At 72.5% G+C, this 22607-nt stretch carries 20 protein-coding genes and 1 tRNA gene; 3 read left to right on the top strand and 18 right to left on the bottom strand.

Annotation, left to right across the window (positions count from 1 at the left end):
* Window positions 1–585 precede the first annotated feature (585 nt).
* The 6 genes from AB3M81_RS12200 to AB3M81_RS12225 all read right to left on the bottom strand — a co-directional run bounded on the left by AB3M81_RS12200 (window position 586) and on the right by AB3M81_RS12225 (window position 3820).
* Window positions 586–658, bottom strand: a tRNA-Ala gene (locus AB3M81_RS12200).
* A 58-nt stretch (window positions 659–716) separates the two neighbouring features.
* Window positions 717–1385 (bottom strand): histidine phosphatase family protein, encoded by a 669-nt coding sequence (locus AB3M81_RS12205; RefSeq protein ID WP_412904186.1) that lies wholly within the window; start codon window positions 1383–1385, stop codon window positions 717–719.
* Window positions 1382–1741, bottom strand: a complete 360-nt coding sequence (rsfS, locus tag AB3M81_RS12210) for a ribosome silencing factor (protein ID WP_412904187.1) — start codon at window positions 1739–1741, stop codon at window positions 1382–1384. Before rsfS ends, AB3M81_RS12205 begins: the two co-directional genes overlap by 4 nt.
* Entirely contained in the window at window positions 1738–2367 is a 630-nt protein-coding gene (gene nadD / locus AB3M81_RS12215) for a nicotinate-nucleotide adenylyltransferase (protein ID WP_412904188.1), read from the bottom strand. Before nadD ends, rsfS begins: the two co-directional genes overlap by 4 nt.
* Before the next feature lie 2 nt (window positions 2368–2369).
* Window positions 2370–2519, bottom strand: a complete 150-nt coding sequence (locus tag AB3M81_RS12220) for a hypothetical protein (RefSeq protein WP_412904189.1) — start codon at window positions 2517–2519, stop codon at window positions 2370–2372.
* 56 nt (window positions 2520–2575) lie between these two features.
* Complete coding sequence (locus AB3M81_RS12225) at window positions 2576–3820, bottom strand: glutamate-5-semialdehyde dehydrogenase (protein WP_412904190.1); 1245 nt, start codon at window positions 3818–3820, stop codon at window positions 2576–2578.
* Between the two features lie 36 nt (window positions 3821–3856).
* Between AB3M81_RS12225 and AB3M81_RS12230 the strand changes: the two genes are divergently transcribed.
* Window positions 3857–4906, top strand: coding sequence for an FUSC family protein (locus AB3M81_RS12230; RefSeq protein WP_412904191.1), 1050 nt, complete (start codon window positions 3857–3859; stop codon window positions 4904–4906).
* Here AB3M81_RS12230 and AB3M81_RS12235 read toward each other — a convergent pair.
* The 9 genes from AB3M81_RS12235 to AB3M81_RS12275 all read right to left on the bottom strand — a co-directional run bounded on the left by AB3M81_RS12235 (window position 4878) and on the right by AB3M81_RS12275 (window position 16277).
* Window positions 4878–6014, bottom strand: a complete 1137-nt coding sequence (locus AB3M81_RS12235; protein WP_412904192.1) for a serine hydrolase domain-containing protein — start codon at window positions 6012–6014, stop codon at window positions 4878–4880. The genes AB3M81_RS12230 and AB3M81_RS12235 overlap by 29 nt on opposite strands.
* Before the next feature lie 19 nt (window positions 6015–6033).
* Window positions 6034–6561, bottom strand: a complete 528-nt coding sequence (locus AB3M81_RS12240) for a QsdR family transcriptional regulator (protein ID WP_412904193.1) — start codon at window positions 6559–6561, stop codon at window positions 6034–6036.
* A 65-nt stretch (window positions 6562–6626) separates the two neighbouring features.
* Window positions 6627–9668: a hypothetical protein gene (locus AB3M81_RS12245; protein ID WP_412904194.1), complete on the bottom strand. Its 3042-nt coding sequence runs from the start codon at window positions 9666–9668 to the stop codon at window positions 6627–6629.
* 63 nt (window positions 9669–9731) lie between these two features.
* Window positions 9732–10817: a glutamate 5-kinase gene (gene proB, locus AB3M81_RS12250; protein WP_412904195.1), complete on the bottom strand. Its 1086-nt coding sequence runs from the start codon at window positions 10815–10817 to the stop codon at window positions 9732–9734.
* Entirely contained in the window at window positions 10814–12367 is a 1554-nt protein-coding gene (gene obgE, locus AB3M81_RS12255) for a GTPase ObgE (RefSeq protein ID WP_412904196.1), read from the bottom strand. The genes proB and obgE overlap by 4 nt, the downstream gene beginning before the upstream one ends.
* Before the next feature lie 83 nt (window positions 12368–12450).
* Complete coding sequence (rpmA, locus tag AB3M81_RS12260) at window positions 12451–12705, bottom strand: 50S ribosomal protein L27 (protein WP_412904197.1); 255 nt, start codon at window positions 12703–12705, stop codon at window positions 12451–12453.
* Between the two features lie 12 nt (window positions 12706–12717).
* Window positions 12718–13023 carry a 50S ribosomal protein L21 gene (gene rplU / locus AB3M81_RS12265; protein ID WP_412904424.1) on the bottom strand — a complete coding sequence of 102 codons (306 nt, stop codon included), beginning with the start codon at window positions 13021–13023 and terminating at the stop codon, window positions 12718–12720.
* Window positions 13024–13089: 66 nt separating this feature from the next.
* Complete coding sequence (locus AB3M81_RS12270; protein ID WP_412904198.1) at window positions 13090–15363, bottom strand: Rne/Rng family ribonuclease; 2274 nt, start codon at window positions 15361–15363, stop codon at window positions 13090–13092.
* A gap of 137 nt (window positions 15364–15500) precedes the next feature.
* Complete coding sequence (locus AB3M81_RS12275) at window positions 15501–16277, bottom strand: TIGR03936 family radical SAM-associated protein (protein WP_412904199.1); 777 nt, start codon at window positions 16275–16277, stop codon at window positions 15501–15503.
* A gap of 111 nt (window positions 16278–16388) precedes the next feature.
* Between AB3M81_RS12275 and AB3M81_RS12280 the strand changes: the two genes are divergently transcribed.
* Window positions 16389–17201 (top strand): CAP domain-containing protein, encoded by an 813-nt coding sequence (locus tag AB3M81_RS12280; RefSeq protein ID WP_412904200.1) that lies wholly within the window; start codon window positions 16389–16391, stop codon window positions 17199–17201.
* A 49-nt stretch (window positions 17202–17250) separates the two neighbouring features.
* The gene (locus tag AB3M81_RS12285; protein ID WP_412904201.1) at window positions 17251–18459 is read left to right on the top strand and encodes an MFS transporter; all 1209 of its coding nucleotides are present in this window, start codon (window positions 17251–17253) and stop codon (window positions 18457–18459) included.
* Here the strand turns inward: AB3M81_RS12285 and AB3M81_RS12290 are convergent.
* From AB3M81_RS12290 to AB3M81_RS12300, 3 genes are read right to left on the bottom strand one after another with little or no spacing between them, the layout of a single operon-like run.
* Window positions 18456–18839, bottom strand: a complete 384-nt coding sequence (locus AB3M81_RS12290) for a hypothetical protein (RefSeq protein ID WP_412904202.1) — start codon at window positions 18837–18839, stop codon at window positions 18456–18458. The genes AB3M81_RS12285 and AB3M81_RS12290 overlap by 4 nt on opposite strands.
* A 1-nt stretch (window position 18840) precedes the next feature.
* Window positions 18841–20772 carry a TIGR03960 family B12-binding radical SAM protein gene (locus AB3M81_RS12295; RefSeq protein ID WP_412904203.1) on the bottom strand — a complete coding sequence of 644 codons (1932 nt, stop codon included), beginning with the start codon at window positions 20770–20772 and terminating at the stop codon, window positions 18841–18843.
* A gap of 40 nt (window positions 20773–20812) precedes the next feature.
* On the bottom strand, window positions 20813–22537 hold the full coding sequence (locus AB3M81_RS12300; protein WP_412904204.1) for an Ig-like domain repeat protein: 1725 nt from the start codon (window positions 22535–22537) through the stop codon (window positions 20813–20815).
* Between the last annotated feature and the right edge of the window lie 70 nt (window positions 22538–22607).

Consider the following 22607-nt stretch of genomic DNA (forward strand, 5'->3'; position numbering starts at 1 on the left):
CTTCAGAGTCGCCGGGGTACTGATAAAAATTCGTCGACTTTTGACACACTGTTGAGTTCTCAAGGATCAGACGCACACCCCGAGTCCATGCCATTCCTGGCACCAACCCGAGGGGCTATCCAAGGTACATCGCCGTTTTCACCGGATCAACCGGGTCGGTCACGATGCTGCGCTACGTTTTCCCGCGGCCAGTTTCCGGACCCCCGTGGGGCTCCTGGCGTTAACCGCTTCGGTCTGCGCTTCGCTGCTCCGCTGTGCGGTGCAACAAGAAGAACATTACACACCCGTCTTCCGAGAATGCAAATCGGGGTCGGGGCGTTCTGGGTCACATCTGGAAACACGGTCGAAACGCGCCCTGGGCCCCCGCGACGGCGCCTGGAGGGGCTGCGAGCGGCCCGTTCCCCGTGGCCCTGGCCGGGGGGTCGTCACGCGGGTGCGTGGCCGCCTCCGGGACGAGCTCGTACGCGCAAGCGTGGCCGGCGTCACCGCTCAGCTGGCGCGTGCACTCCCTGCCGACGACGCGACGGCGACCCGGACATACGAGAAGAGCGGGCCCCCTCGGGGACCCGCTCTTCTGTCATTCGGTGGAGCATAGGAGATTCGAACTCCTGACCTCTTCCATGCCATGGAAGCGCGCTACCAACTGCGCCAATGCCCCGCTAACAACCTCACCAATAGTACAAGGTGCCCCTCGAGGCACCAAACCGGGGGTCCCCCTACTCGGCCTCGTCGTCCGACATGACCGGCTCCGGCAGCGATCCGGAGTTCCATTCGGCCAGTCGCCACTGGGACCAGTCCTCGTAGCGCGACTCCTCCAGCACGGACCAGTGGCAGTTGGACAGGCCGCCGAACTGGCGCCACGACTCCTCGGCGATCCCGAGGAAGGACAGGATCCCCGTGCGGAGGACGGCACCGTGGGCGACCAGCACGAGGGTCTCCCCCAGCGGCAGCGACTCGAGGTGCTCGCGCAGGGCTTCGGCAAGACGCGCGCCGGCCTGGGCGTGGGTCTCGGCTCCCTCGATCTGCGTCTCGTCGCCGTCGGCCCACGCCTGCATCTCGGCCGGGAACCGCTCCCACGACTCGCGCCACGTGAGTCCCTCGCGGGCACCGAACGCCAGCTCGCGCAGGCGGACGTCGATCTCGACCTCGAGGCCCGTCACGGCGCCCAGGGCGCTGGCGGTGTCGAACGCCCGCGACAGGTCGGAGCTGACGATGCGGCTGGGCATCAGCGCGGCCAGCCGCGCCGCGGCGTCGACGGCCTGCTGGCGGCCCACCGCGTCGAGGGGGATGTCCGTCTGGCCCTGCACGCGGCCGGCCAGGTTCCACTCGGTGCGCCCGTGCCGCCACAGGATGACGCGACGGCCGGCGACGGCGCCGGGCTTCACGAGAGCTTCAGGTCGATGGACGGGCAGTCGCTCCAGAGGCGCTCGAGCGCGTAGAAGGCGCGCTCCTCGCTGTGCTGGATGTGCACGACGACGTCGCCGTAGTCCATGAGGATCCAGCGCGCCTCGCGCTCGCCCTCACGGCGCAGCGTCTTGGCGCCGAGCTCGAGCAGGCGCTCCTCGACGGCGTCCTTGACGGCGTTCATCTGCGGCTGGCTGTCGGCCGAGCACAGCACGAACACGTCCGTGATCGCCAGCTGCTCGGAGACGTCGAAGGCGATGATCTCGGCCGCCTTCTTGTCGGCGGCGGCCTGCGCGGCGGCGCGAGCCAGCTCGATCGCGCGGTCGGTCGCGGTCATGAGGCGTCCTCCTTCGGGGATGACTGGGGGTGGTAGAGGCCGTGCTTGCCGATGTACTGCACGACGCCGTCCGGCACGAGGTACCAGACGGGCTCGCCGCTCCTGACGCGCGCGCGGCAGTCGGTGGAGCTGATGGCCAGGGCGGGGATCTCGACGAGCGTCACGCGCTCCTTTGGCAGGCCCTCGAGCGTGGACTCGTCCATCTCGTGCCCGGGCCGGGTACAGCCCACGAAGTGCGCCAGCTCGAAGAGCTCGGCGTGGTCGCGCCACGTGAGGATCGCGGCCATCGCGTCGGCACCGGTGATGAAGTACAGGTCGTCGCCCGGGTACGTGCGCGCGAGCTCGCGCAGGGTGTCGATCGTGAAGGTCAGGCCCTCCCGGTCGATGTCGACCCGGCTCACGCGGAAGCGCGGGTTGGCGGCCGTCGCGATGACGGTCATGAGGTACCGGTCCTCGGCCGGCGAGACGTCCCGGTCGGCCTTCTGCCAGGGCTGGCCCGTGGGGACGAAGACGACCTCGTCGAGGTCGAACCACGACTGCACCTCGCTGGCAGCAACGAGGTGTCCGTGGTGGATGGGATCGAACGTGCCGCCCATCACGCCGATGCGACGGCGACGCTCCGACATGCTCAGGAGTGCTCGCGGCCCAATCCGAACAGGAACGTGACGAGCAGCAGCGCCAGCAGGATGCCGAGCGCGATACCGCCGACGACCCAGGGGTTGATGGCCGGCTCCGCGTGGTGGGCCGCCTCTTCGGCGGCGAGCATCAGATCGAGCATGGCGACAATCTATCAGCGGGTTTTCACCGGGGTGACGCCGATCCGCCCTGCTCGTGTCAGCGCGTCTGGCCCGTGCCCGTGACGACGTAGGTGGTCGTGGTCATCTCGGTCAGCCCCATGGGCCCACGGGCGTGCAGCTTCTGCGTGGAGATGCCGATCTCGGCCCCGAAGCCGAACTCGCCGCCGTCGGTGAACCGCGTGGAGGCGTTGACCATCACGGCGGCCGAGTCGACGCCCATCGTGAAGCGCCGCGCGGCGTCGAGCGATCCCGTGACGATCGCCTCGGTGTGGCCCGAGCTGAAGCGGCGGACGTGGTCGACGGCCTCGTCGAGCGAGTCGACGACCCGGGCCGCGATCTCGGAGGCGAGGTACTCGGTGGCGTAGTCGTCGTCCGTGGCGGCGTCGACGCCGTCGTGGGCCTGGAAGTCCTCGTCGCCGTGGATGCGCACGTCGCGCTCCTGCAGCGCGGCGACGACGCGCGGCAGGAACTTCTCCGCCACGGCACGGTGCACCAGCAGCGACTCGGCGGCGTTGCAGACGCTCGTGCGGTGGGTCTTGGAGTTCACGACGATGTCGAGGGCCATGTCGAGGTCGGCGTCGGCGTCGACGTACACGTGCACGTTGCCCGTGCCGGTCTCGATGACGGGGACGGTCGACTGCTCCACGACGGTGCGGATGAGGCCCGCTCCCCCGCGCGGGATGACCAGGTCGACGAGGCCGCGCGCCGTCATCAGGTCCGTGGAGGTGCTGCGGTCCTCGGCGCTGATCGCCTGGATCGCGTCGGCGGGAAGGCCGGCGGAGGCGACGGCGTCGCGCATGATCTCGACGATCACCGCGTTCGAGCGGCGCGCCGAGCGGGATCCGCGCAGCAGCGAGGCGCTGCCGGCCTTGAGGCAGATCGCGGCCGCGTCGGCGGTCACGTTGGGACGGCCCTCGTAGATCATCCCGATGACGCCCATGGGGACGCGGATCTGCTGCAGCTGCAGGCCGTTGGGCAGCGTGGAGCCGCGGACGACCTCGCCCACGGGGTCGGGCAGCGCCGCGATGTCGCGCACGCCCTGCGCGAACGCGGCCACGCGGCCGGCGTCGAGGGCGAGGCGGTCGATGACGTTCTCGGGCGTGCCCTCGGCCCGTGCCTCGGCGACGTCCTCGGCGTTGGCCGCGACGATGCGGTCGGTGCCCGCGACGAGCGCGTCGGCCATCGCCGTCAGCGCCGCGTCCTTGTCCTTGCGCGTCGCGAGCGCCAGCACGCGCGCGGCCTCGCGGGCACGCAGTGCCGCCTCACGAACCTCGGTTCCCATGCGGGCGAGTCTAGTTCGACGTCCTACGCTCGAGGGGTGCCCTCCGACTCCTCGCCCCTGCGCCGCGGCTGGGAGTCCCTGACCACGTTCGCGCCGCACGGCGACGCCCACTGGGTCGCGCTGCGCGCCGGCGTCTGCATGGGCGTGCCGCTGCTCCTGCTCTGGGCGATCGACCGCCTGGACCTCGCCCTGCCGGCCACGTTCGGCGCCTTCACCGCGCTGTACGGCCGGTCCCACGCGCACCGCTCCCGCGCCGTCATGCAGGCGAGCGCCGCCGTCGTCCTCGTCGGCGCGGTCACGGCGGGCACGCTCCTGGGCGCCGCGGGGGCCGGTTCGGCGGTGGTGGCGGCGGCCCTCGCCCTGACCGCGGCCGTCGCCGTCGTGGTCTCGATCGCGTGGGCCTGGCATCCGCCGGGAGCCCTGTTCCCCGTCTTCGCGCTGGGCGCGACCTCGAGCGCGGCGGTCCCGCCGGGCGACGTCGCGCCGCACGTCGCGGTCGCGGTCGGCACGGCGCTCTTCGCCCTCGTCGTGGGCGCGATCGGAGCGCTCACCCCGGCCCGTCACCGACCGCGGCAGCACTGGGACGCGCCGCTGCACGCCGCGCTGCGCTCGCCGAGGACGCTCGAGGAGGTGCTGCGCGTGGCCGTCGCCGTCGGGCTCGCCGCCGCCGTCGCGTCCGGTGCCGGCCTCGGGCACGCCTACTGGGCATCGGTCGGCGCGGCCGCCGCGACGTCGGGCGCGAGCACGCGCCACCGCGTGGTCCGCGGCGTGCACCGCGCCGTCGGCACGGTCGCGGGCGTGCTCGTGGCCGGCGGGCTGCTGGCGCTCGACCTGGACCCCCTCGCGACGATCGTGCTCGTCATCGCGCTGCAGGTGGCCGCCGAGCTGCTCGTCGGCCGCAACTACGCGGTGGCCCTCGTGACGATCACGCCGCTCGCGCTGCTCATGGTGCACCTCGGCTCCCCCGAGCCGGTGTCGACGCTGCTGGTGGACCGCGTCGCCGACACCGTGCTCGGAGTCCTCGTGGGCCTGGCCGTCGTGCTGGTGGTGGACCGGATCAGCGCACGGCGGCGAGGATCTCGCTGACGTACGCCGCGGAGCGGTCCGAGCCGATGATCCCGGGCGCCATCTTGTTCATGACGTAGGAGATCGTCAGCGCCTGGTCGGGGAACATGGCCGTGAGCGAGCCGCCCCAGCCGCCCCAGAAGCAGATCCGCTCGTCGGGCAGGTACGGCAGCGTCGCCGGCTCGGGCAGCGCGAAGCCGATGCCGAACCGCAGCGGCAGCCCCAGCACGAGGTCGACGTTCCGCGACTGCTCGCGGAAGATCTGGTCGATCGTCCCCTTCGACAGCAGCCGCACTCCGTCGACCTCTCCCCCGCGCGAGACGACCGAGAAGGTGCGCGCCAGCGCACGGGCGTTCGTGTGGGCGTTGAGCGCGCCCAGCTCGGCACGGCGCCACGCGATCGTGTTGGCCGCGTTGGCGTCGGCCGCCGGCCCGGTGAACGTCTTGACCATCGGCGACTCGAAGTCGACCTGCGCGAGGTCGATGTCCAGCGGCGGCGGCGGGACGATCTCGGCCACGCGGTCGTCGTCCTCCTCCCGGGCGCCGATCTGCAGGTCCACGCCGAGCGGACCGGCGATCTCCTCGGCCACGAACTGCGTCAGCGTCCGGCCGCTGACCCGCCGCACGATCTCGCCGAGCAGGTGGCCCTGGTTCTGCGCGTGGTAGCCCGAGGCCGTCCCCGGCTCCCACCACGGCGCCTGCCGCGCGAGCCGCTCGGTCGAGGCCTCGCGGTCGTAGATGTCCTCCAGCACGATCGGCTGGTCCCAGCCCGAGACGCCCGAGGTGTGCGACATGACGTGCCGGACCAGCACGCCCTCCTTGCCGTTCTGGGCGAACTCGGGCCAGTACGTGGCGACCGGCTCGTCCACGTCCACGAGCCCGCGCTCCACGAGGGTCAGGACGGCGAGCGCCGAGACCTCCTTCGTCGTCGACCAGACGTTCACGATCGTGTCGCGCTCCCAAGGGCGGGTGCGGGCCACGTCGGCGTGGCCGCCCCACAGGTCGACGACGGTCTCGCCGTCGAGGTCCACCGCGATGGCGGCGCCGAGCTCCTCCCCGGACTCGAGGTTCGCGTCGAGGACGCCGCGCAGTCGGTCGAAGCGCGGGTCGGCGTGTCCGTGGCTGGTCATGGTCTCTCCTTCGGTTCGGTCACCCGAGCAGGGCGACGAAGACCTCGTACGCCGCGTCGGCGTCGGGGGTGCCGCCCGTGATCAGGTCGGCGTAGATGAACGACTCGGCGACCCGCACGACGACGAACGCCAGCGAGTCGGAGGGCAGGGCGACGGGTCCGGGCGGCTCGGACTCGACGAGGTCGCGGACCAGGGCCACCATGCGTCCCTGGATCGGCGACTCGGTGCTCGTGAGGATCCTCAGGGCACGCGCCGGGTCGCGGTGCAGGAAGTCCCGGAACCACGCCTCGTCGATGAGCATGCGGACATAGGACCGCAGGACCAGCGCCGCCCGGTGCGGCGTGCCCGGTGCGTGCTCGCGCAGGCACGCGGGCCATGCGAGGGTCTCGGTGGTCTCCCACAGCGCCTCGGCGACGAGCCGGTCCCGTCGGCCGACCCGCCGGAAGACGGTGCTGCGGTCGACCCCGGCCTCGGCCGCGACCTTGCCCACGTCCACGGGCTCGCCCGCGATCAGCGCGTGGCGCGCTGCTCGGACGATCGGCGACATGTGACCCACGTCACGAGGATGCACCAGCCGGTGTCATCTGTGCAACGTTTTCCGAATTTGTTGCATCACAGCGGCGGCAGCGCGTCCGCCCGCGCGGGCCCCACCGGCGAGCGGTGCACGGTCTCCCCCGTCCACTCGGCGATCGCCTCGCGGTACTCGGGAGTGTGCTGGTAGCCGCCGTGCGTCATGACGAGGGAGCCCGGATCGCCCGACCCGTCCGGGCGCACCTCGAGCGTCGGCCGGTCGAGCACGGGGTCGTCCCTGTCGGCATGGACGCGGTAGCCCAACGGATCGGACCGGCGGAAGAGGTTGACCCAGTGGTGTGGGGACGCCAGGGCGTACCGCAGGCCGGCCTGCCGGGGCGGCTCGGACTCGTGGTCCTCGTCCGGGACGTCGGGCCATGCGTCGTGCATGAGCGCCGGACCGCGCGTCGGGACGTAGCCCAGGGCGTCCGGTCCGGCCGCCCCCGGGAAGACGCGTCCGTAGAGCGCGCGGATCTGGCTGCCGTACGTGAGCAGTCGCAGCTGGTGCGCCATCCCGTTGAGGCGCGAGGCGACCGCCACGCAGATGAGCGAGCCCTGGCTGTGCCCCGACAGCACGACGACCCGGTCCTTGTCCTGGCCGAGGGCCCAGCGGACGCGCGCGGTGATCTCGGGAACGACGCGCTCGGCGTAGCAGGGCGGCGCGAAGGGATGGGCCGCCCTGGGCCAGAAGGTCGTGATGTCCCACAGCACGCCCACGTTCCGGCGGGCGCTGGGCGAGCGCCGGATGCGCGCTCCGAGCATCATCATCGCCAGGCTCAGCGCGAGCGCCACGTACAGCGAGAGCGTCGCGAACGGCCGCAGCCACTCCGCGATCTCCCACGGCGGGTCGCCCCCGGACGACAGGGCCAGCGTCGTGACGGTGAGCAGCGCCGTGAGGGGCCCGATGCCGTCCAGGATGCGCTCGGCCCGGTGCGCGAGCGCGGCCGTCACCCGCGCCTCCTTGACCGCCGCCCGGTCCTGGACGGGGACGGTGGGCGTGTCGTGGTCGACGAGGTCGCGGATCCGGCCGGCGGCCGTCCGGTGGAACCGCCACACGAGCAGCCCCACGAGCGCCGCCCCCAGCACGAGCAGGGTCGACTGCACCAGTGGGGTCCACACGAGGATCTGCGGCACCACGAGCGGGGTCTGCGGCGGGTCGGCGACCTCGAGCTCGACCCGGCCGTGGGCCGCGTCGACGGTGAGGCAGCGCACTCGCTCGCCGCCGACCGGGCACGTGGCCCGGACGTCGAGCGCGCCGGCGGTCCGGAACCCCCGCGACTCGCCCGTGCAGATCTCGTCCCGGTCCGTCAGCCGCGTGCTGAAGCACGACGAGACGAGGCGCACGGACCTCGTCCCCCGCGGCAGGACCAGCGTCGCCTCGCGCACCATCGACGTGGCGAGCGAATAGGAGGAGTCGCGCTCGTTCGGCGCCTTGCTGCGTCGCGTCAGCGCCTCGGTGCGCACCGTCCCGTCCGTGACGAGCACGCCGCGGTCGTGACGCACGACGCGCGCCCCCTCGAGCACGACGTCCCCGGCCAGGGTCAGCGGGTCCGCCTCCCACTGCGCCGAGAGCGGCGACCGCTCGTTGCGGACCGTGATGAGGTCAGCGACGGACTGCGAGCTGCCGTTGAGGTAGTTCGCGGCACCCACGGACGCGGCGGACGTGAAGAGCAGGGCGACCATCGTGGCGCCGCCGAGCAGCACGGACGCCCCCGCCCCACCCCACGCGAACGCGCGGTACTCCTCCTGCCGGGACCGCCGCCAGTGGAAGACCCCGAGCGCCGCGACGGCCGCCGCGGCCAGCATCGCGAGCACCCACGTCGGCACGACCCAGCGCAGGGCGACGATCACCAGCATCCCCGCGACCACCGCCAGCGTCCCGAGCAGGCGGACCCGCCCGCCGACGAAGACGATGACGTGCACGATCGTGAGGGCCACGAAGAGGCTGATGAACCAGACGTTCTCGCCGTACCAGGACATCTCGTCCGCGGCGACCTGCGCCGACGTCGCCGGCGCCGGCAGCCGGACACCCCACAGGAACGCCAGGTGCAGGGCCACGATGCCGGCGCAGACCCATGCGAGTTCCTTGAGACGGAGCCGCCGCAGCGCCTCGCCCGGGCGGGCGAGCAGGTGCGGCTCGTCGCGCCCGACCTCGCGCACGTCCGTGCCGACGTGCAGGCGCCACACGTCGCGGAACTCCAGGTCCTCGGGATCGACCGTGAGCGTCCGGCCGACGACCGCGACCATCACGACGGCCGCCGCCAGCGTCGTCACCCACAGGATCCCGGTCGCGTCCCTCGCCAGCAGGTGGACGCCGCTGACGAGGACGATCGTGCACAGGGCCGCCGCGACGTGCAGGTACAGCAGGTGGCGGGTGCGCTGCTCGCCCTGCCACATCCGGGGGTGCTCGAGGACGTTGCTCGCGCACCGGTCCCGGTTGGCGTCGCGCAGCACCTGCTCCGGCGCGTCCGGCGTGGCCTCGTACCGGGCCAGGCTCTGGCGGGTGAGCGCCACGAGCAGCGCCACCAGCGCGAGCGGCACGAGCGAGAGCAGGGCGATCCGCTGGCCGGCCCGCAGCGATGCGACGACGTCGAGCCAGTCGGGCAGGACGGGGCACGCGATCGCGTTCGCGCGGTAGCACTGCCACGCGACGAGGTCGATCGACACGAAGCACATCGTCAGCACGGCGATCACCGTCAGCAGCAGTCCGCTGAGCCGGACCGCTCGCAGCCCCCAGCGTGCCTGGCCCGAGTTCTCACCGACCTGGGTCCGCGCCCAGAACGCGAGGTTGACCAGCGCGAACGGCAGCAGCGCGAGCCACAGCACGCGGGTGATCCAGCCCCACAGGCCCCGCACGCCCGAGGTCAGCTCGCCCCACGAGTACGCCTCGAGCGCCATGCCGGGCGGCAGCGTCCGCAGCGGCGGGTCGGCCCCGTCCGCGATCCGGTAGAAGCCGGTCAGCCGGTCCCCGGCGACCTGGTCCACGCGGTCGGGGTCGACGCCGAGCATGGAGGCGGTCGGCGTGCCGCGGACCCCGTGGACCCGCAGCTCCAGGACGACCTGGCCGGTCTCCGGTGCGGACATCGGCCCCACCTCCCGTGACTCGACCGTGTCACTGGCGACGAGCCGCGGCAGGAGCCGCCTGATTCAGGACAGCAGGATCAGGTCGTCGCGGTGGATGACCTCGCGCTCGTGATCCGGACCGAGCGCCTCGACGATCTCGGCCGTGGAGCGGCCCAGCATGGCGGGCAGCTCGGCGCTGTCGAAGTTCACGAGTCCGCGCGCGATGACGTCGCGGTCGGGGCCGAGGACGTCGACCGGGTCCCCGGCCGAGAAGTCGCCCTCGACGGACACGACACCCGCGGCGAGCAGCGAGGCGCCACGCTCGACGACGGCCCGCCGCGCGCCCGCGTCGAGGACCAGCCGGCCCTGCGTGTCGCTGGCGTGCGCGAGCCACATGAGGCGCGCGGCCCGGCGCTTGCCGGTGGCCAGGAACAGCGTGCCGACGGACTCCCCCGCGACGGCCGCGAGGGCGCGCTCGGTCGAGGTGAGGCGGACGGGGATGCCCGCCGCGGTGGCGATGCGTGCCGCATCGATCTTGGTCACCATGCCGCCCGTGCCGACCGCCGACCCGACGCGCGCCACGTCGACGCCGGTGAGGTCGGCGTCCGAGCGCACCGTCCGGATCAGCTGCGAGCCGGGCATGTCCGGGTGACCCGTGTAGAGGCCGTCGACGTCGGAGAGCAGGAAGAGCTGGTCGGCGTGCACGAGATGCGCGACGAGCGCGGCCAGCCGGTCGTTGTCGCCGAACCGGATCTCGGAGGTCGCCACCGTGTCGTTCTCGTTGACGACCGGCACGGCACCGAGCTCGAGCAGCTTCGCGAAGGTCTGCTGCGCGTTGCGGTAGTGGCTGCGCCGGCTGACGTCGTCGACCGTGAGCAGCACCTGCCCGACGACCAGGCCGGCGTCGGCGAACGCCTCGGAGTAGTGCGCGATGAGCGCGCGCTGGCCCACGGCGGCGGCCGCCTGCTGCGTGGGCAGGTCACGCGGGCGGCGGGCCAGGCCCAGCGGGCCGATGCCCGCGGCGATCGCGCCGGAGCTGACCAGGACCGCCTCGTCGCCGCGCGCTCGCACGGACACGACCGCGTCGACGACCGTGCCGATCCGGTCGGGGTCGAGGTGGCCGTCGGGCGTGGTCAGCGAGGACGAGCCGACCTTGATGACGACCCTCATCGCTCGTCCTCGGGCACCTCGTCCGCCACCTCGTCGTCGCCGGGGTACTCCTCGTCGAGGTCCCACACGAACGGCTCGGGCTCGCGGCCCTCGGCGCGCGCGGCGGCGGCCTCCAGCTCCCACGCCCGGCGGGCGGCGAGCAGCGCGCGGCGCTCCTTGTTGGTGCGGCGATCGCTCTGGTCGAGGCGCAGGTCCTCGCCGCGGCGGCCGAGCACCTCGGCACCGGCGGTGATGGTCGGGTCGAAGTCGAACAGGACCGCGTCGCTCTCGGCGCCGATGACGACGTCGTCGCCGGCCTCCGCGCCCAGCTTGAGCAGCTCGTCCTCGACGCCCAGGCGGTTGAGCCGGTCGGCGAGGAAGCCCACGGCCTCGTCGTTGCTGAAGTCGGTCTGGCGGACCCAGCGGGCGACCTTCTCGCCCGTGACGTGCCAGCGGCCCTCGATGTGCTGGACCTCGAACTCGCGGCCGACGCCCGAGGGAGCCGGCGGGCGCAGCACGATGCGCGTCGCCTCCTGCTTGGGCGCCGCGGCGCGCTGGGCGGCGACGATCTCGGCCATCGCGAAGGACAGCTCGCGCAGGCCCGCGTGGCTGGCCGCGGAGACCTCGAAGACGCGCAGGCCGCGCTCGCGCAGCTCGCCGATGACGAACTCGGCGATCTGGGCGGCGTCGGGCACGTCGGTCTTGTTGAGGGCGACGAGGCGGGGCCGGTCGGACAGGTCGACGCCGGCGTACTCGCCGTAGCGGGCCAGCTCGGCCTCGATGATGTCGAGGTCGGTCAGCGGGTCGCGGCCGGGCTCGACCGTGGCGCAGTCGATCACGTGCACCAGCGCGGCGCAGCGCTCGACGTGGCGCAGGAAGTCGTGGCCGAGGCCACGGCCCTCGCTGGCGCCCTCGATGAGGCCCGGCACGTCGGCCACCGTGAACGTGGTGGAGCCGGCCGTGACGACGCCGAGGTTCGGCACGAGCGTCGTGAACGGGTAGTCCGCGATCTTGGGACGGGCGCGCGACAGCGCCGCGATGAGGCTGGACTTGCCCGCCGAGGGGAAGCCGATGAGGCCGATGTCGGCGACGACCTTGAGCTCGAGCGTGACCGTGCGCTCCTCGCCGGGCTCTCCCTTGAGCGCGAAGCCGGGGGCCTTGCGCTTGGACGAGGCCAGCGCCGCGTTGCCCAGCCCGCCGCGGCCGCCGGCCGCGATGACCAGCTCGGTGCCGGCGCCCACGAGGTCGGCGAGGACCTCGCCGCTCTGGTCGCGAACCACCGTGCCGTCGGGCACGCGCAGCACGAGGTCCTGGCCGTTGGCACCGTTGCGGTTCGAGCCGGCGCCGGGCGCGCCGTTGGTGGCCTTGCGGTGCGGCTCGTGGTGGTAGTCGATCAGGGTGGTGACGTCGGTGTCGACGACGAGGATGACGTCGCCGCCGTGACCGCCGTTGCCGCCGTCGGGGCCGCCGAGGGGCTTGAACTTCTCGCGGTGGACCGAGGCCACGCCGTGACCGCCGTTGCCGCCCGAGACGTGCAGGGTCACCTGGTCAACGAAGGAGGGGATCGCCATGGTGTCTCCTGACTACCGGGTGGGGGAATGAGAAAAGGGCAGTCCGCATCAAGCGGACCGCCCCTTTCAGGAAGATCTGCGCGTCACTGCTCCGGAACGATGTTCACGACGCGGCGGCCACGCTTGGTGCCGAACTCGACGGCGCCGGCCGACAGCGCGAACAGCGTGTCGTCGCCGCCGCGGCCCACGTTGGAGCCGGGGTGGAAGTGGGTGCCACGCTGGCGGACGATGATCTCGCCGGCGTTGACCAGCTGGCCGCCGAAACGCTTGACGCCGAGGCGCTGGGCGTTGGAGTCGCGACCGTTCTTGGTGGAGGCTGCGCCCTTCTTGTGTGCCATGTCGTCAGTCCCTTACTTGGAGATTCCGGTGATCTTGACCTGGGTGTACTTCTGGCGGTGACCCTGGCGCTTCTTGTAACCGGTCTTGTTCTTGTACTTCTGGATGATGATCTTGGGGCCCTTGGCGGCTCCCACGACCTCGGCGTCGACCTTGACGTTGGTCGCGTCGGCGCCCGACGTGACCTGGTCGCCGTCGACGAGCATCACGGCGGGGAGCTGGACGGTGTCGCCCTCGGCCGCCTGCAGCTGGTCGATGGAGATGACGTCGCCGACCGCGACCTTGGCCTGGCCGCCGCCATTGCGCACGATTGCGTACACCACGGGATTCCTCACTTCGAACTGAAAAAAGTCATAGCGGCGCGCAGTGCGCACCGACTCTCCATGTTACTCGGGCGCACCATCGTCGGTCAAAACGGGTGCCTGGTCGTCCTGCTTCGCCGGTGCCGGCTCGGCCTGCGGGGCGTCCTGCTCCTTCGGCTGCTCGGCCTGGGACGGCTCGCCCTTCGGCTCCTCGGACCGGCCCTCGTCGGCCTTGCCCTGGCGCTGCTGGCGGTTGCCGTTCGAGCCGCCGTTGCCGTTCGAGCCGCCGTTGCCGCCCTTGTTGCCACGGCCGCCGCGGCGACCGCGACGCTGGCCCTCGTCCTTCTTGGGCTCGACCGGCGCGTCCTCGATGATGACGCCGCGGCCGTGGCACTCGGCGCACTCGTGGCTGAACGACTCCAGCAGGCCCGTGCCGATGCGCTTGCGCGTCATCTGGACCAGGCCGAGCGAGGTGACCTCGGCGACCTGGTGGCGCGTGCGGTCGCGGCCCAGGCACTCGACGAGGCGGCGCAGCACGAGGTCGCGGTTGCTCTCGAGGACCATGTCGATGAAGTCGATGACGATGATGCCGCCGAGGTCGCGCAGCCGCAGCTGGCGCACGATCTCCTCGGCCGCCTCGAGGTTGTTCTTGGTGACGGTCTCCTCGAGGTTGCCGCCCGAGCCGGTGAAGCGGCCCGTGTTGACGTCGACGACGACCATGGCCTCGGTGCGGTCGATGACCAGCGAGCCGCCGGACGGCAGGTGCACCTTGCGGTCGAGCGCCTTGTGGATCTGCTCGTCGAGGCGGCGCTCGGCGAAGATGTCGTTCTCGCCCTCCCAGCGGTGGACGCGCTCCTCGAGGTCCGGCGCCACGTGCGAGATGTAGGCCGAGACCATGTCCCAGACCTCGTCGCCCTGGACCGTCATCTTGGTGAAGTCCTCGTTGAACAGGTCGCGGATGACCTTGATCATGAGGTCGGGCTCGGAGTACAGCAGCTGCGGGGCCTTGCCCGAGGCGACCTTGCGCTCGATGTCCTCCCAGCGGGCGGACAGGGCGGCGATGTCGCGCTGCAGCTGCTCCTCGGTGGCGCCCTCGGCGGCCGTGCGGACGATCACGCCGGCGCTCTCGGGCAGCGCCTCCTTCAGCAGCCCCTTGAGGCGGGCGCGCTCGTTCTCGGGGAGCTTGCGGCTGATGCCGTTGCTGCCGCCGCCGGGGACGTAGACCAGGAAGCGGCCGGGCAGGCTGATCTGGCTGGTCAGGCGCGCGCCCTTCTGGCCGATCGGGTCCTTCGAGACCTGCACGAGCACGGTCTGGCCGGGCTGGAGCGCATCCTCGATCTTGCGCTGCTTGCCGTTCTGGACGTTGGACCAGTCGACCTCGCCGGCGTAGATGACCGCGTTGCGGCCCGCGCCGATGTCGACGAACGCGGCCTCCATGCTCGGCAGCACGTTCTGGACCTTGCCCAGGTAGACGTTGCCGATGAGCGAGGTCTGCGACTCGCGGGCGACGTAGTGCTCGACCAGGACGTTGTCCTCGAGCACGGCGATCTGCGTGTAGTCGTCCTGCTGGCGCACGACCATCTCGCGCTCGACGGCCTCGCGGCGGGCCAGGAACTCGGCCTCGCTGACGATGGGGGCGCGGCGGCGGCCGGCCTCGCGGCCCTCGCGGCGGCGCTGCTTCTTGGCCTCGAGGCGCGTGGAGCCGGTGACGCCGGTGATCTCGTCCTCGGCGGTACGGCCCTCGCGGACCTTGACGACGGTGTTCTCGGGGTCGTCGGGCGAGCCCTCGGCGCCCTCCCCTGCGCGGGCGCGGCGGCGACGGCGGCGGGTGGAGCCGGACGTGGGCTGGTCGTCGTCGCCGGACTCGGCGGACTCGTCCTTGCCCTCGTCGTCGGAGCCGGACTCGTCGTCCTCGGCGGCGGCGTCCTGGTCGCTCTTGCGGCGGCGACGGCCACCGCGGCGGCGGCGACGGCGGCCGCCCTCGTTGCCCTCGTCCTCGGACGAGTCGTCGTCGGTGTCGTCCGCGTCGGCGTCGTCCTCGACGCGCTGGGGGCGGGGCGGCGCCAGCTCGGCGGGCGGTGCCTGGAACATTGCGCCCAGCGAGAACGCGGCCGGGGCGGCCTTGCGCGCCTCTGGCTCGGGCTGGACGTCCTCCTCCTCGTCCTCCTCGGACTCCTCGACCGGCGGTGCGAAGACCGCGGCCGGCGGACCGGCGGGACGTCCCGCGGCGCGGCGGCGCGTGCGGGTGGTGGTGACGGTGGTGGTGGCCTCGGGGGCGGGAGTCTCGGAGGTCGCGTCGGGCGACTCCTCGGCATCCGGCGTCTCGGGCGCGTCGGGCGTGTCGTGCGGATCGAGCATGTGCTCTCCTTCGCCCGGCGACGGCACAGCCATCAACCGGGCTGGTCAACGGTCCCGCAGGACCTCAAGTCTGTCTGCAGGACGCCGCTTCGGCCTGTCACGTGGCGAGCCGCCCGACCCGCCGCGGTCAGCACCCGTCAGGGTGCGTCGCGGTCGGAGGCGAGTGGATCGCCGACCACACCGGTCCGCTCATCCAGCGGCCCTTGGTCCGAGCGGGTCGCCAGGGGCGCCTTCTCGATCGGCAGGCCGCACAGGGTGCGCAGTCCGGAGATCACGTCGTCCGGTCGTACCGACGGGGTGTCATGGCGTACGACCAGGTCCAGTATCGCACACCCGTCCGATCCGGCCTGCTCGTCGACGTCGAGCCGCACCACGGCGGCGCGGCAGTCGAAGGTGCGCAGGCCGCGCTTCGTCATGCGCTCGACCAGCACCTCCTCGCGGGCCAGGAACGTCTCGACCGAGGCCTGCGCGGCCTCACGGGAGACCTCGGGCAGCTCGATCAGCCAGCGGCTCGCCTGCAGCAGGTCGGCCAGCGCGCCGCCGGGCGACACGACCACGTCGACGACGTCGAGGCCGGGCGGGAGCGCCACGTCCAGCGCGGCGCGGACGTCGGCCGGCTCCATCGGGCGGGTCAGGCCGATCTCGAGGAACTCCGCCTCGCTCGCGGCCCCCGTGGGCGAGGCGCCGGCGTACGAGATCTTGGGGTGCGGCGTGTAGCCCGAGGAGTAGCCGATCGGCAGGGCGGCGCGGCGGATCGCCCGCTCGAACGCGCGGCCGAAGTCCCGGTGACTCGTGAACCGCATGCGGCCGCGCTTGGCGTAGCGGATGCGCAGCTTCTGCACGATGGGCAACTGGGGGTTGGGCGCCTCGGGGTTCGGGGTGCCCTCGAGCGTCGTGCTGCCGTCTGTCGTCACCGGTCCAGCCTACGTCGACGCCTGCGAGGCCGCGGTGACCCCTGTTACCGTTGTGATCTGAGTGAAAGGGGGTCTTTCATGACTCACACTCGATCCACCACACTCCGCCCGATGCGCGCCCTGTTCGTCCTGCTCACGGCCGCCGCGGTCGCGGTCGGCTCCGCGCCGGCGCAGGCCGCCTCGAAGACCTCGACCCAGGCCCGGGGATGGAGCACCACCACGCAGAACGCGACCGCCGGGAGCACCGTCCGGTTCGTCGTCAAGGTCACCAGCGGCGGCCGCGCCAGCGCGAAGCGCACCGTCGTGCTGCAGCGCTACGCCGGCGGCCGCTGGATCAACGCCACGCAGGTCCGCTCGTCGAAGTACGGCAACGCCGTCCTGCGCCTGAGCGCGGGCTCCGCCGGCACGACGCACCGGGTGCGCGTCCACGTCAAGGCCACCGGCACGCGCAAGGGCGCGGTCACCAAGGTCAAGCGCGTCGCGGTGAGCGCGCCCGCGACCACGTCGGCCACCGCGAACGAGATCCTCGCCCTGGTGAACCGGGCGCGCTCGACCTCGCGCACCTGCGGCTCGAGCACGTACCGCGCCGTGAGGCCCCTGACCCTGGACTCGCGCCTCAACGCCGCCGCCCAGGGCCACGCCACCGACATGGCCGCCGCCGACTACTTCAGCCACACCGGCCGGGACGACTCCTCCGTCGCCGACCGCGTCACCCGTCAGGGCTACGCGTGGAGCGCCGTGGGCGAGAACATCGCCGCCGGCCAGCGCACGGCCGCCGAGGTCATGGACGGATGGCTCGCCAGCCCCGGGCACTGCCGCAACATCATGAACGGGACCTACACCGAGCTGGGTGTCGGCAAGGCGACCAACACGGCCTCGACCTACCAGGTCTACTGGGTCCAGAACTTCGCGACGCCGCGCTGACCTGCCGACCCCCGGAGGGACGCGCGTGACCGATGTGAGTGGATGGAGCGTGCCCTCCGAGACCGACGCCACCGTCCCCTCGCCGCGCGGGCGGTGGCTCGTCGGCGCCGCGATCGTCCTGCTCGCACTCAACCTGCGCGTCATCGTCGCGAGCCTGGGCGCCGTGCTGCCGGCCGTGCGCAGCGAGCTCGACATGTCGTCCACGACGGCCGGCGTGCTGACCACGCTGCCCGTGCTGTGCTTCGCCGTCGTCGGCTTCGGCTCGGGCGGCATCGTGCGCCGGCTCGGCCTGCACCTCACGACCGTGGCCCTGCTCGGCGTGCTGACGTTCGGGCTGGTCCTGCGCACCTTCGCGCACGGCACGGGCCTGTTCCTCGTGGCCACGGCGATCGGCCTGGCCGGCGCGGCGGTCGGCAACGTCATCCTGCCGCCGCTGGCCAAGCTGCACTTCCCCGACCGCGTGCCGCTGATCAGCGCGCTCTACGGCGCGGCCCTGATGGCCGGCGCCACCCTCTCGTCGGCCACCACGGTGCCGCTCGGCGACGCCCTCGGCGGCTGGCGGCCGGGGCTGGCGGCCTGGGCCGCGCTCGCCGTCGTCACGGCCCTGCCCTGGCTCACGCTGCTGGGGCACGACGTCCACACCGACCCGTCGGGAGGCGACCGCCTCCCGCTCGCGCAGGTCGTCCGGTCGCGGCTGACGTGGGCCATGGTCCTGTGCTTCGGCGCGCAGTCCGCCGCCGCGTACGTGCAGTTCGGCTGGTACACCGAGATCCTCGTCGACGGCGGCGTGAGCCAGGAGCAGGCCGGCGTCCTGCTCGGCCTCGTGGCCGGCGTCGGCATCCCCCTCACGCTCGCCCTGCCGTGGCTCATGACGCGCACGGGCGACCGGCCGATCCTGCCCATCGCCTTCGGCCTCGTGAGCTCGGCCGGCTGGCTGGGACTGCTGCTCGCCCCCGCGGGACAGCCCGTCCTGTGGTCGGTGCTGCTGGGCATCGGCGGCGCCGCGTTCACGTGGACCCTCGCGATGATCGGCCGCCGCACGCGGACGCCCGCCGCGACGACCGCGCTCTCGCTCGTGACACAGGGCGCCGGCTACCTGCTGGCCGGGCTCGGGCCGTTCGGCGTCGGGGCGCTGCACGACGCGACGGGGTCGTGGACCCCGGCCCTCATCGCGCTCATCTGCTCCTCGGCGGTCATCGCGATCGCCGGCGCGGTGATCAGCCGGCCGGCCACGCTCGAGGACACGCTGCGCCGCTAGGCGCCGCGCCGCTCCGCCGCGTCGGCGAGCCAGGACAGGGCCGCCCCGGCGACGCCGAGGACGAGCCGCGGGTGACGGACGCCGCGGCGCACGAGCAGGCGCTCGCCCGACCGGTCGAGGGCGATGCCCGCGACCGTCGCCGCCGCCATCAGGCCGCCCGCCGCGACGGCGACCGCGGCCGCAGGCCGGACGGGCACGGGATCGTGCGAGCCGCCGAAGGCCTCGGGCACGCGGGCGCCCACGAACGTCGCGGCGCCCGCCGCGATCCCGGCGCCGGCGACGACCGCCGCCCGGACCGCGCGGGGCGCGCGCCACAGCGGGACGACCGAGGCCGCGCCGGTCGCGAGCGCGAGGGCGGTGGACCGCTCGATGCGCGCCACGTCAGACCACCGACAGGGGCAGGAGCTTCTTGCCCGTGGGGCCGATCTGGATGTCGAGGTCCATCTGCGGGCACACGCCGCAGTCGAAGCACGGGGTCCAGCGGCAGTCCTCGACCTCGACGGCGCCCTCGGGATCGACGGCGTCCTGCCAGTCCTCCCACAGCCACTCGCGGTCCAGGCCGGAGTCCATGTGGTCCCACGGCAGGACCTCGTCGTGGTCGCGCTCGCGCGTGGTGAACCAGTCGAGGTCGACGCCCTGCGGCTCGAGCACCTCGGCCGACTTCTGCGCCCAGCGGTCGTAGCTGAAGTGCTCGCTCCAGCCGTCGAAGCGGCCGCCGTCGCGCCACACGGCCTCGATGACGCCGCCGACGCGACGGTCGCCTCGCGACAGCAGTCCCTCGACGATGCCGGGCTTGCCGTCGTGGTAGCGGAAGCCGATGGCGCGGCCGTAGCGCTTGTCGGACTGGACCGAGGCGCGCAGCTTGCGCAGGCGCTCGTCGGTGGTCTCGTGGTCGAGCTGCGAGGCCCACTGGAACGGCGTGTGCGGCTTGGGCACGAAGCCGCCGATCGAGACGGTGCAGCGGATGTCACGGCGGCCCGAGACCTCGCGGCCCGTGTCGATGACGCGCTTGGCCAGCTCGCCGATCTGCAGGACGTCCTCGTCGGTCTCGGTGGGCAGGCCGCACATGAAGTAGAGCTTCACCTGGCGCCAGCCGTGCGAGAACGCGGCGGCGACGGTGCGGATGAGGTCGTCCTCGCTGACCATCTTGTTGATGACCTTGCGCATGCGGTCGCTGCCGCCCTCGGGGGCGAACGTCAGGCCCGAGCGGCGGCCGTTGCGGCTGAACTCGTTGGCCAGGGTGATGTTGAAGGCGTCGACGCGCGTCGAGGGCAGCGACAGCGAGGTGTTGGTGCCCTCGTACCGGTCGCCGAGCTGCTTGGCGACCTCGCCGATCTCGGAGTGGTCGGCGCTGGACAGGCTCAGCAGGCCGACCTCCTCGAAGCCGGACTGCTTGAGGCCGTTGTCGACCATCTGGCCGATCGTCTGGATCGAGCGCTCGCGGACGGGGCGCGTGATCATCCCCGCCTGGCAGAAGCGGCAGCCGCGCGTGCAGCCGCGGAAGATCTCGACGCTGAAGCGCTCGTGGACGGTCTCGGCCAGCGGCACGAGCGGCTTCTTCGGGTACGGCCAGCTGTCGAGGTCCATGAGCGTGTGCTTCGCGACGCGCTGCGGGACGCCGGGTCGGTTCGGCGTGACGGCCGCGATCTGGCCGTCGGGGCGGTACGTCACGTCGTAGAACTTGGGGACGTAGACGCCGCCGGACGCGGCCAGCCGCGCGAGCACCTCGTCGCGTCCGCCGGGACGGCCCTCGGCCTTCCACTCGCGCACGACCTCGCTGATCGCGAGCACGACCTCCTCGCCGTCGCCCATCACGGCGGCGTCGACGAAGTCGGCGATCGGCTCGGGGTTGAACGCGCTGTGGCCGCCGGCGAGGACGATCGGGTGCGTGTCGTCGCGGTCGACGGCGTGCAGCGGGATGCCCGCCAGGTCGAGCGCGGTGAGCATGTTCGTGTAGCCGAGCTCGGTCGAGAAGCTCAGGCCGAACAGGTCGAAGGCGCCGACGGGACGGTGCGCGTCGACCGTGAACTGCGGGATGCCGTGCTCACGCAGGACGGCCTCCATGTCGGGCATGACCGCGTACGTGCGCTCGGCGAGGATGCCGTCGCGCTCGTTGAGGACCTCGTAGAGGATCTGGACGCCCTGGTTGGGCAGGCCGACCTCGTACGCGTCGGGGTACATGAGGGCCCACCGGACGTCGGCCTCGTCCCAGTCCTTGACGGTCGAGTTGAGCTCGCCGCCGATGTACTGGATCGGCTTCGAGACGCCCGCCAGCAGGGGCTCGAGGCGGGGATACACGGAGTCCACAGGCATGCCCCCCAGCCTACGTGTCTCGCCGCGTGCCCCGAACCGCCTAGGAGGTGACCTTCAGCGCGCGCACGACGCTGGCGGACGGCTCCAGCACGCCCGCGCCGCCGAACGACGCCGTCAGCTGGTGCGTCCCGGCGGCCAGGCGGGGCAGCTCGATGACGACCTTGCCGTTGTCCGCGGCCGTCAGGGCGCGCGTCGCGACGACCTTCGAGCCGTCGAGGATGCGCACCGATCCGGTCGTGACGGGTGCCTTGCGGCTCGTGAGGACCGAGACGGTGATGCGCGCCCGCGCACTGGACTTCACGGAGGCGGGAACCGCGAGTCCGGTGACCGTCCCCTCCGTGACCGTGACGGTCTGCTCGGGGCCGGTGGACGGCTTCTGCGCCGCGGTGCCGGCGTAGGCGACCGCGATCCGGCGCGTGCCGGGCTCCAGGCCCGTCAGCGGGATCGTCACGGTGCCGCGGTTGGCGGCGGTCAGCGTCGCCGAGGCGGCCTTGACCCCGTCGACCAGCACGTCCACGCGGCCGGCCGTCGGGGCGACGCCACGAGGCGTGCTCACCGTCGCCCTGACGCTGGCCTCCGTCATGCGGACGGTGGGCGCCGGCACGGTCGCGGTGACGCTCGTGGGCTCCACGACGGTGAACCGGGCGGTCTTCGACAGCGAGCGCTTGACGGGCTTGCTGCCCCAGTACGTCGCGCGGATCGTGTGGCTGCCCGGCAGCAGGGCCGGCAGGCGCACGCTCACGCGTCCCTTGTTCCGGGCCGTGACCTTCGGCGCGGCGACGAGCTTCCCGTCGACGTAGACCGAGACCTTGTTCGTCATGGAGCGGCCGTCGGCCGACTTCACGACGACGGGGACGGTGGGGCGCTGGCCGTGGTCGAGCGTGGCCGGCGGCGACACGGTGGTCGTGGACGACACGACCTTGGGTGGCTTGGTGACGGTGACCTTGATCGTGGGGCTCGTCCCGGCGAGGACGGTCGAGCTGCCCTCGAACACGGCCGAGATCCACTGCTTCCCCAGCTTCATCCGCGGGATGGCCACGGTCGCGGTGCCGCGCTTCGCGGCGGTCAGGTACACGGACTTGACGGTCACCCCGCCGCGGCGGATGCGCAGCTGGCCGGACGGCACGGCGCCGTCGGAGGTGGCGACCTTGACCGTCACGGTCGGCGCGATGCGCGTGCTGACCTTCGCGGGGCCGGTCACGGTGACGGTGGCTCGCGCCTTGGCCGGCTGTGCGGGCGGCGGGGTCGGCGCGGCGTCCGGCGACGCGACGTCCTTGAAGTGGATGAAGCGCTCGGGGTACCAGGAGGCGCCCGTGTTGACCTTGTACCGGCGGTACGTCTTGGAGGTGTAGCTGTCCTCGGACAGGACGAGGTAGCCGCTGCCGACCTCCTCGACGTACGCGACGTGACTGGCGGCCTTCGACCACTGCGCGATCGCGCCGACGGCGGGCCGGGAGTCGACGGCGTAGCCGAGCTTCTTGGCGTTCGTGTGCCAGTCGCGGGCGTTGCCCATGAGGATGCGCGGCTCGGGGACTCCGGCCCTCTGCATCCGGTAGGCGGCGTAGTTCGTGCAGTTGTGCCCGCCGTACATGCGCCAGTGCATCTTGTCCATCACGGCGGCGTAGCCGGAGGTGTCGCACTTCGCGACCTGGGTCTTGGTCTTGCCGGTGCAGATCACCGAGAACGCCTGCGCCGGAGCACCCACGGCGGTGAGACCGGCGAGGGTGATCAGGCAGACGAATCCCACCAGTCCCAAACGACGCATGGGTCGCATCGTACGCGAGCGACACGCCGATGTGAACTTAAACCCGAACTTGAAGGTTGGTCTGTGCTAA

Source organism: Aeromicrobium jepli (genome assembly GCF_047246605.1).
In the GTDB taxonomy this organism is placed as follows: Bacteria; Actinomycetota; Actinomycetes; order Propionibacteriales; family Nocardioidaceae; genus Aeromicrobium.

Excerpts from the sequence above, each read along its gene's own strand:
- rsfS (WP_412904187.1), bottom strand. The coding sequence starts at position 1,741 with ATGACCGCGACCGACCGCGCGATCGAGCTGGCTCGCGCCGCCGCGCAG.
- nadD (WP_412904188.1), bottom strand. The coding sequence starts at position 2,367 with ATGTCGGAGCGTCGCCGTCGCATCGGCGTGATGGGCGGCACGTTCGAT.
- AB3M81_RS12220 (WP_412904189.1), bottom strand. The coding sequence starts at position 2,519 with ATGCTCGATCTGATGCTCGCCGCCGAAGAGGCGGCCCACCACGCGGAG.
- AB3M81_RS12225 (WP_412904190.1), bottom strand. The coding sequence starts at position 3,820 with ATGGGAACCGAGGTTCGTGAGGCGGCACTGCGTGCCCGCGAGGCCGCG.
- AB3M81_RS12235 (WP_412904192.1), bottom strand. The coding sequence starts at position 6,014 with ATGACCAGCCACGGACACGCCGACCCGCGCTTCGACCGACTGCGCGGC.
- AB3M81_RS12240 (WP_412904193.1), bottom strand. The coding sequence starts at position 6,561 with ATGTCGCCGATCGTCCGAGCAGCGCGCCACGCGCTGATCGCGGGCGAG.
- AB3M81_RS12245 (WP_412904194.1), bottom strand. The coding sequence starts at position 9,668 with ATGTCCGCACCGGAGACCGGCCAGGTCGTCCTGGAGCTGCGGGTCCAC.
- proB (WP_412904195.1), bottom strand. The coding sequence starts at position 10,817 with ATGAGGGTCGTCATCAAGGTCGGCTCGTCCTCGCTGACCACGCCCGAC.
- obgE (WP_412904196.1), bottom strand. The coding sequence starts at position 12,367 with ATGGCGATCCCCTCCTTCGTTGACCAGGTGACCCTGCACGTCTCGGGC.
- rpmA (WP_412904197.1), bottom strand. The coding sequence starts at position 12,705 with ATGGCACACAAGAAGGGCGCAGCCTCCACCAAGAACGGTCGCGACTCC.
- AB3M81_RS12270 (WP_412904198.1), bottom strand. The coding sequence starts at position 15,363 with ATGCTCGATCCGCACGACACGCCCGACGCGCCCGAGACGCCGGATGCC.
- AB3M81_RS12280 (WP_412904200.1), top strand. The coding sequence starts at position 16,389 with ATGCGCGCCCTGTTCGTCCTGCTCACGGCCGCCGCGGTCGCGGTCGGC.
- AB3M81_RS12295 (WP_412904203.1), bottom strand. The coding sequence starts at position 20,772 with ATGCCTGTGGACTCCGTGTATCCCCGCCTCGAGCCCCTGCTGGCGGGC.
- AB3M81_RS12300 (WP_412904204.1), bottom strand. The coding sequence starts at position 22,537 with ATGCGTCGTTTGGGACTGGTGGGATTCGTCTGCCTGATCACCCTCGCC.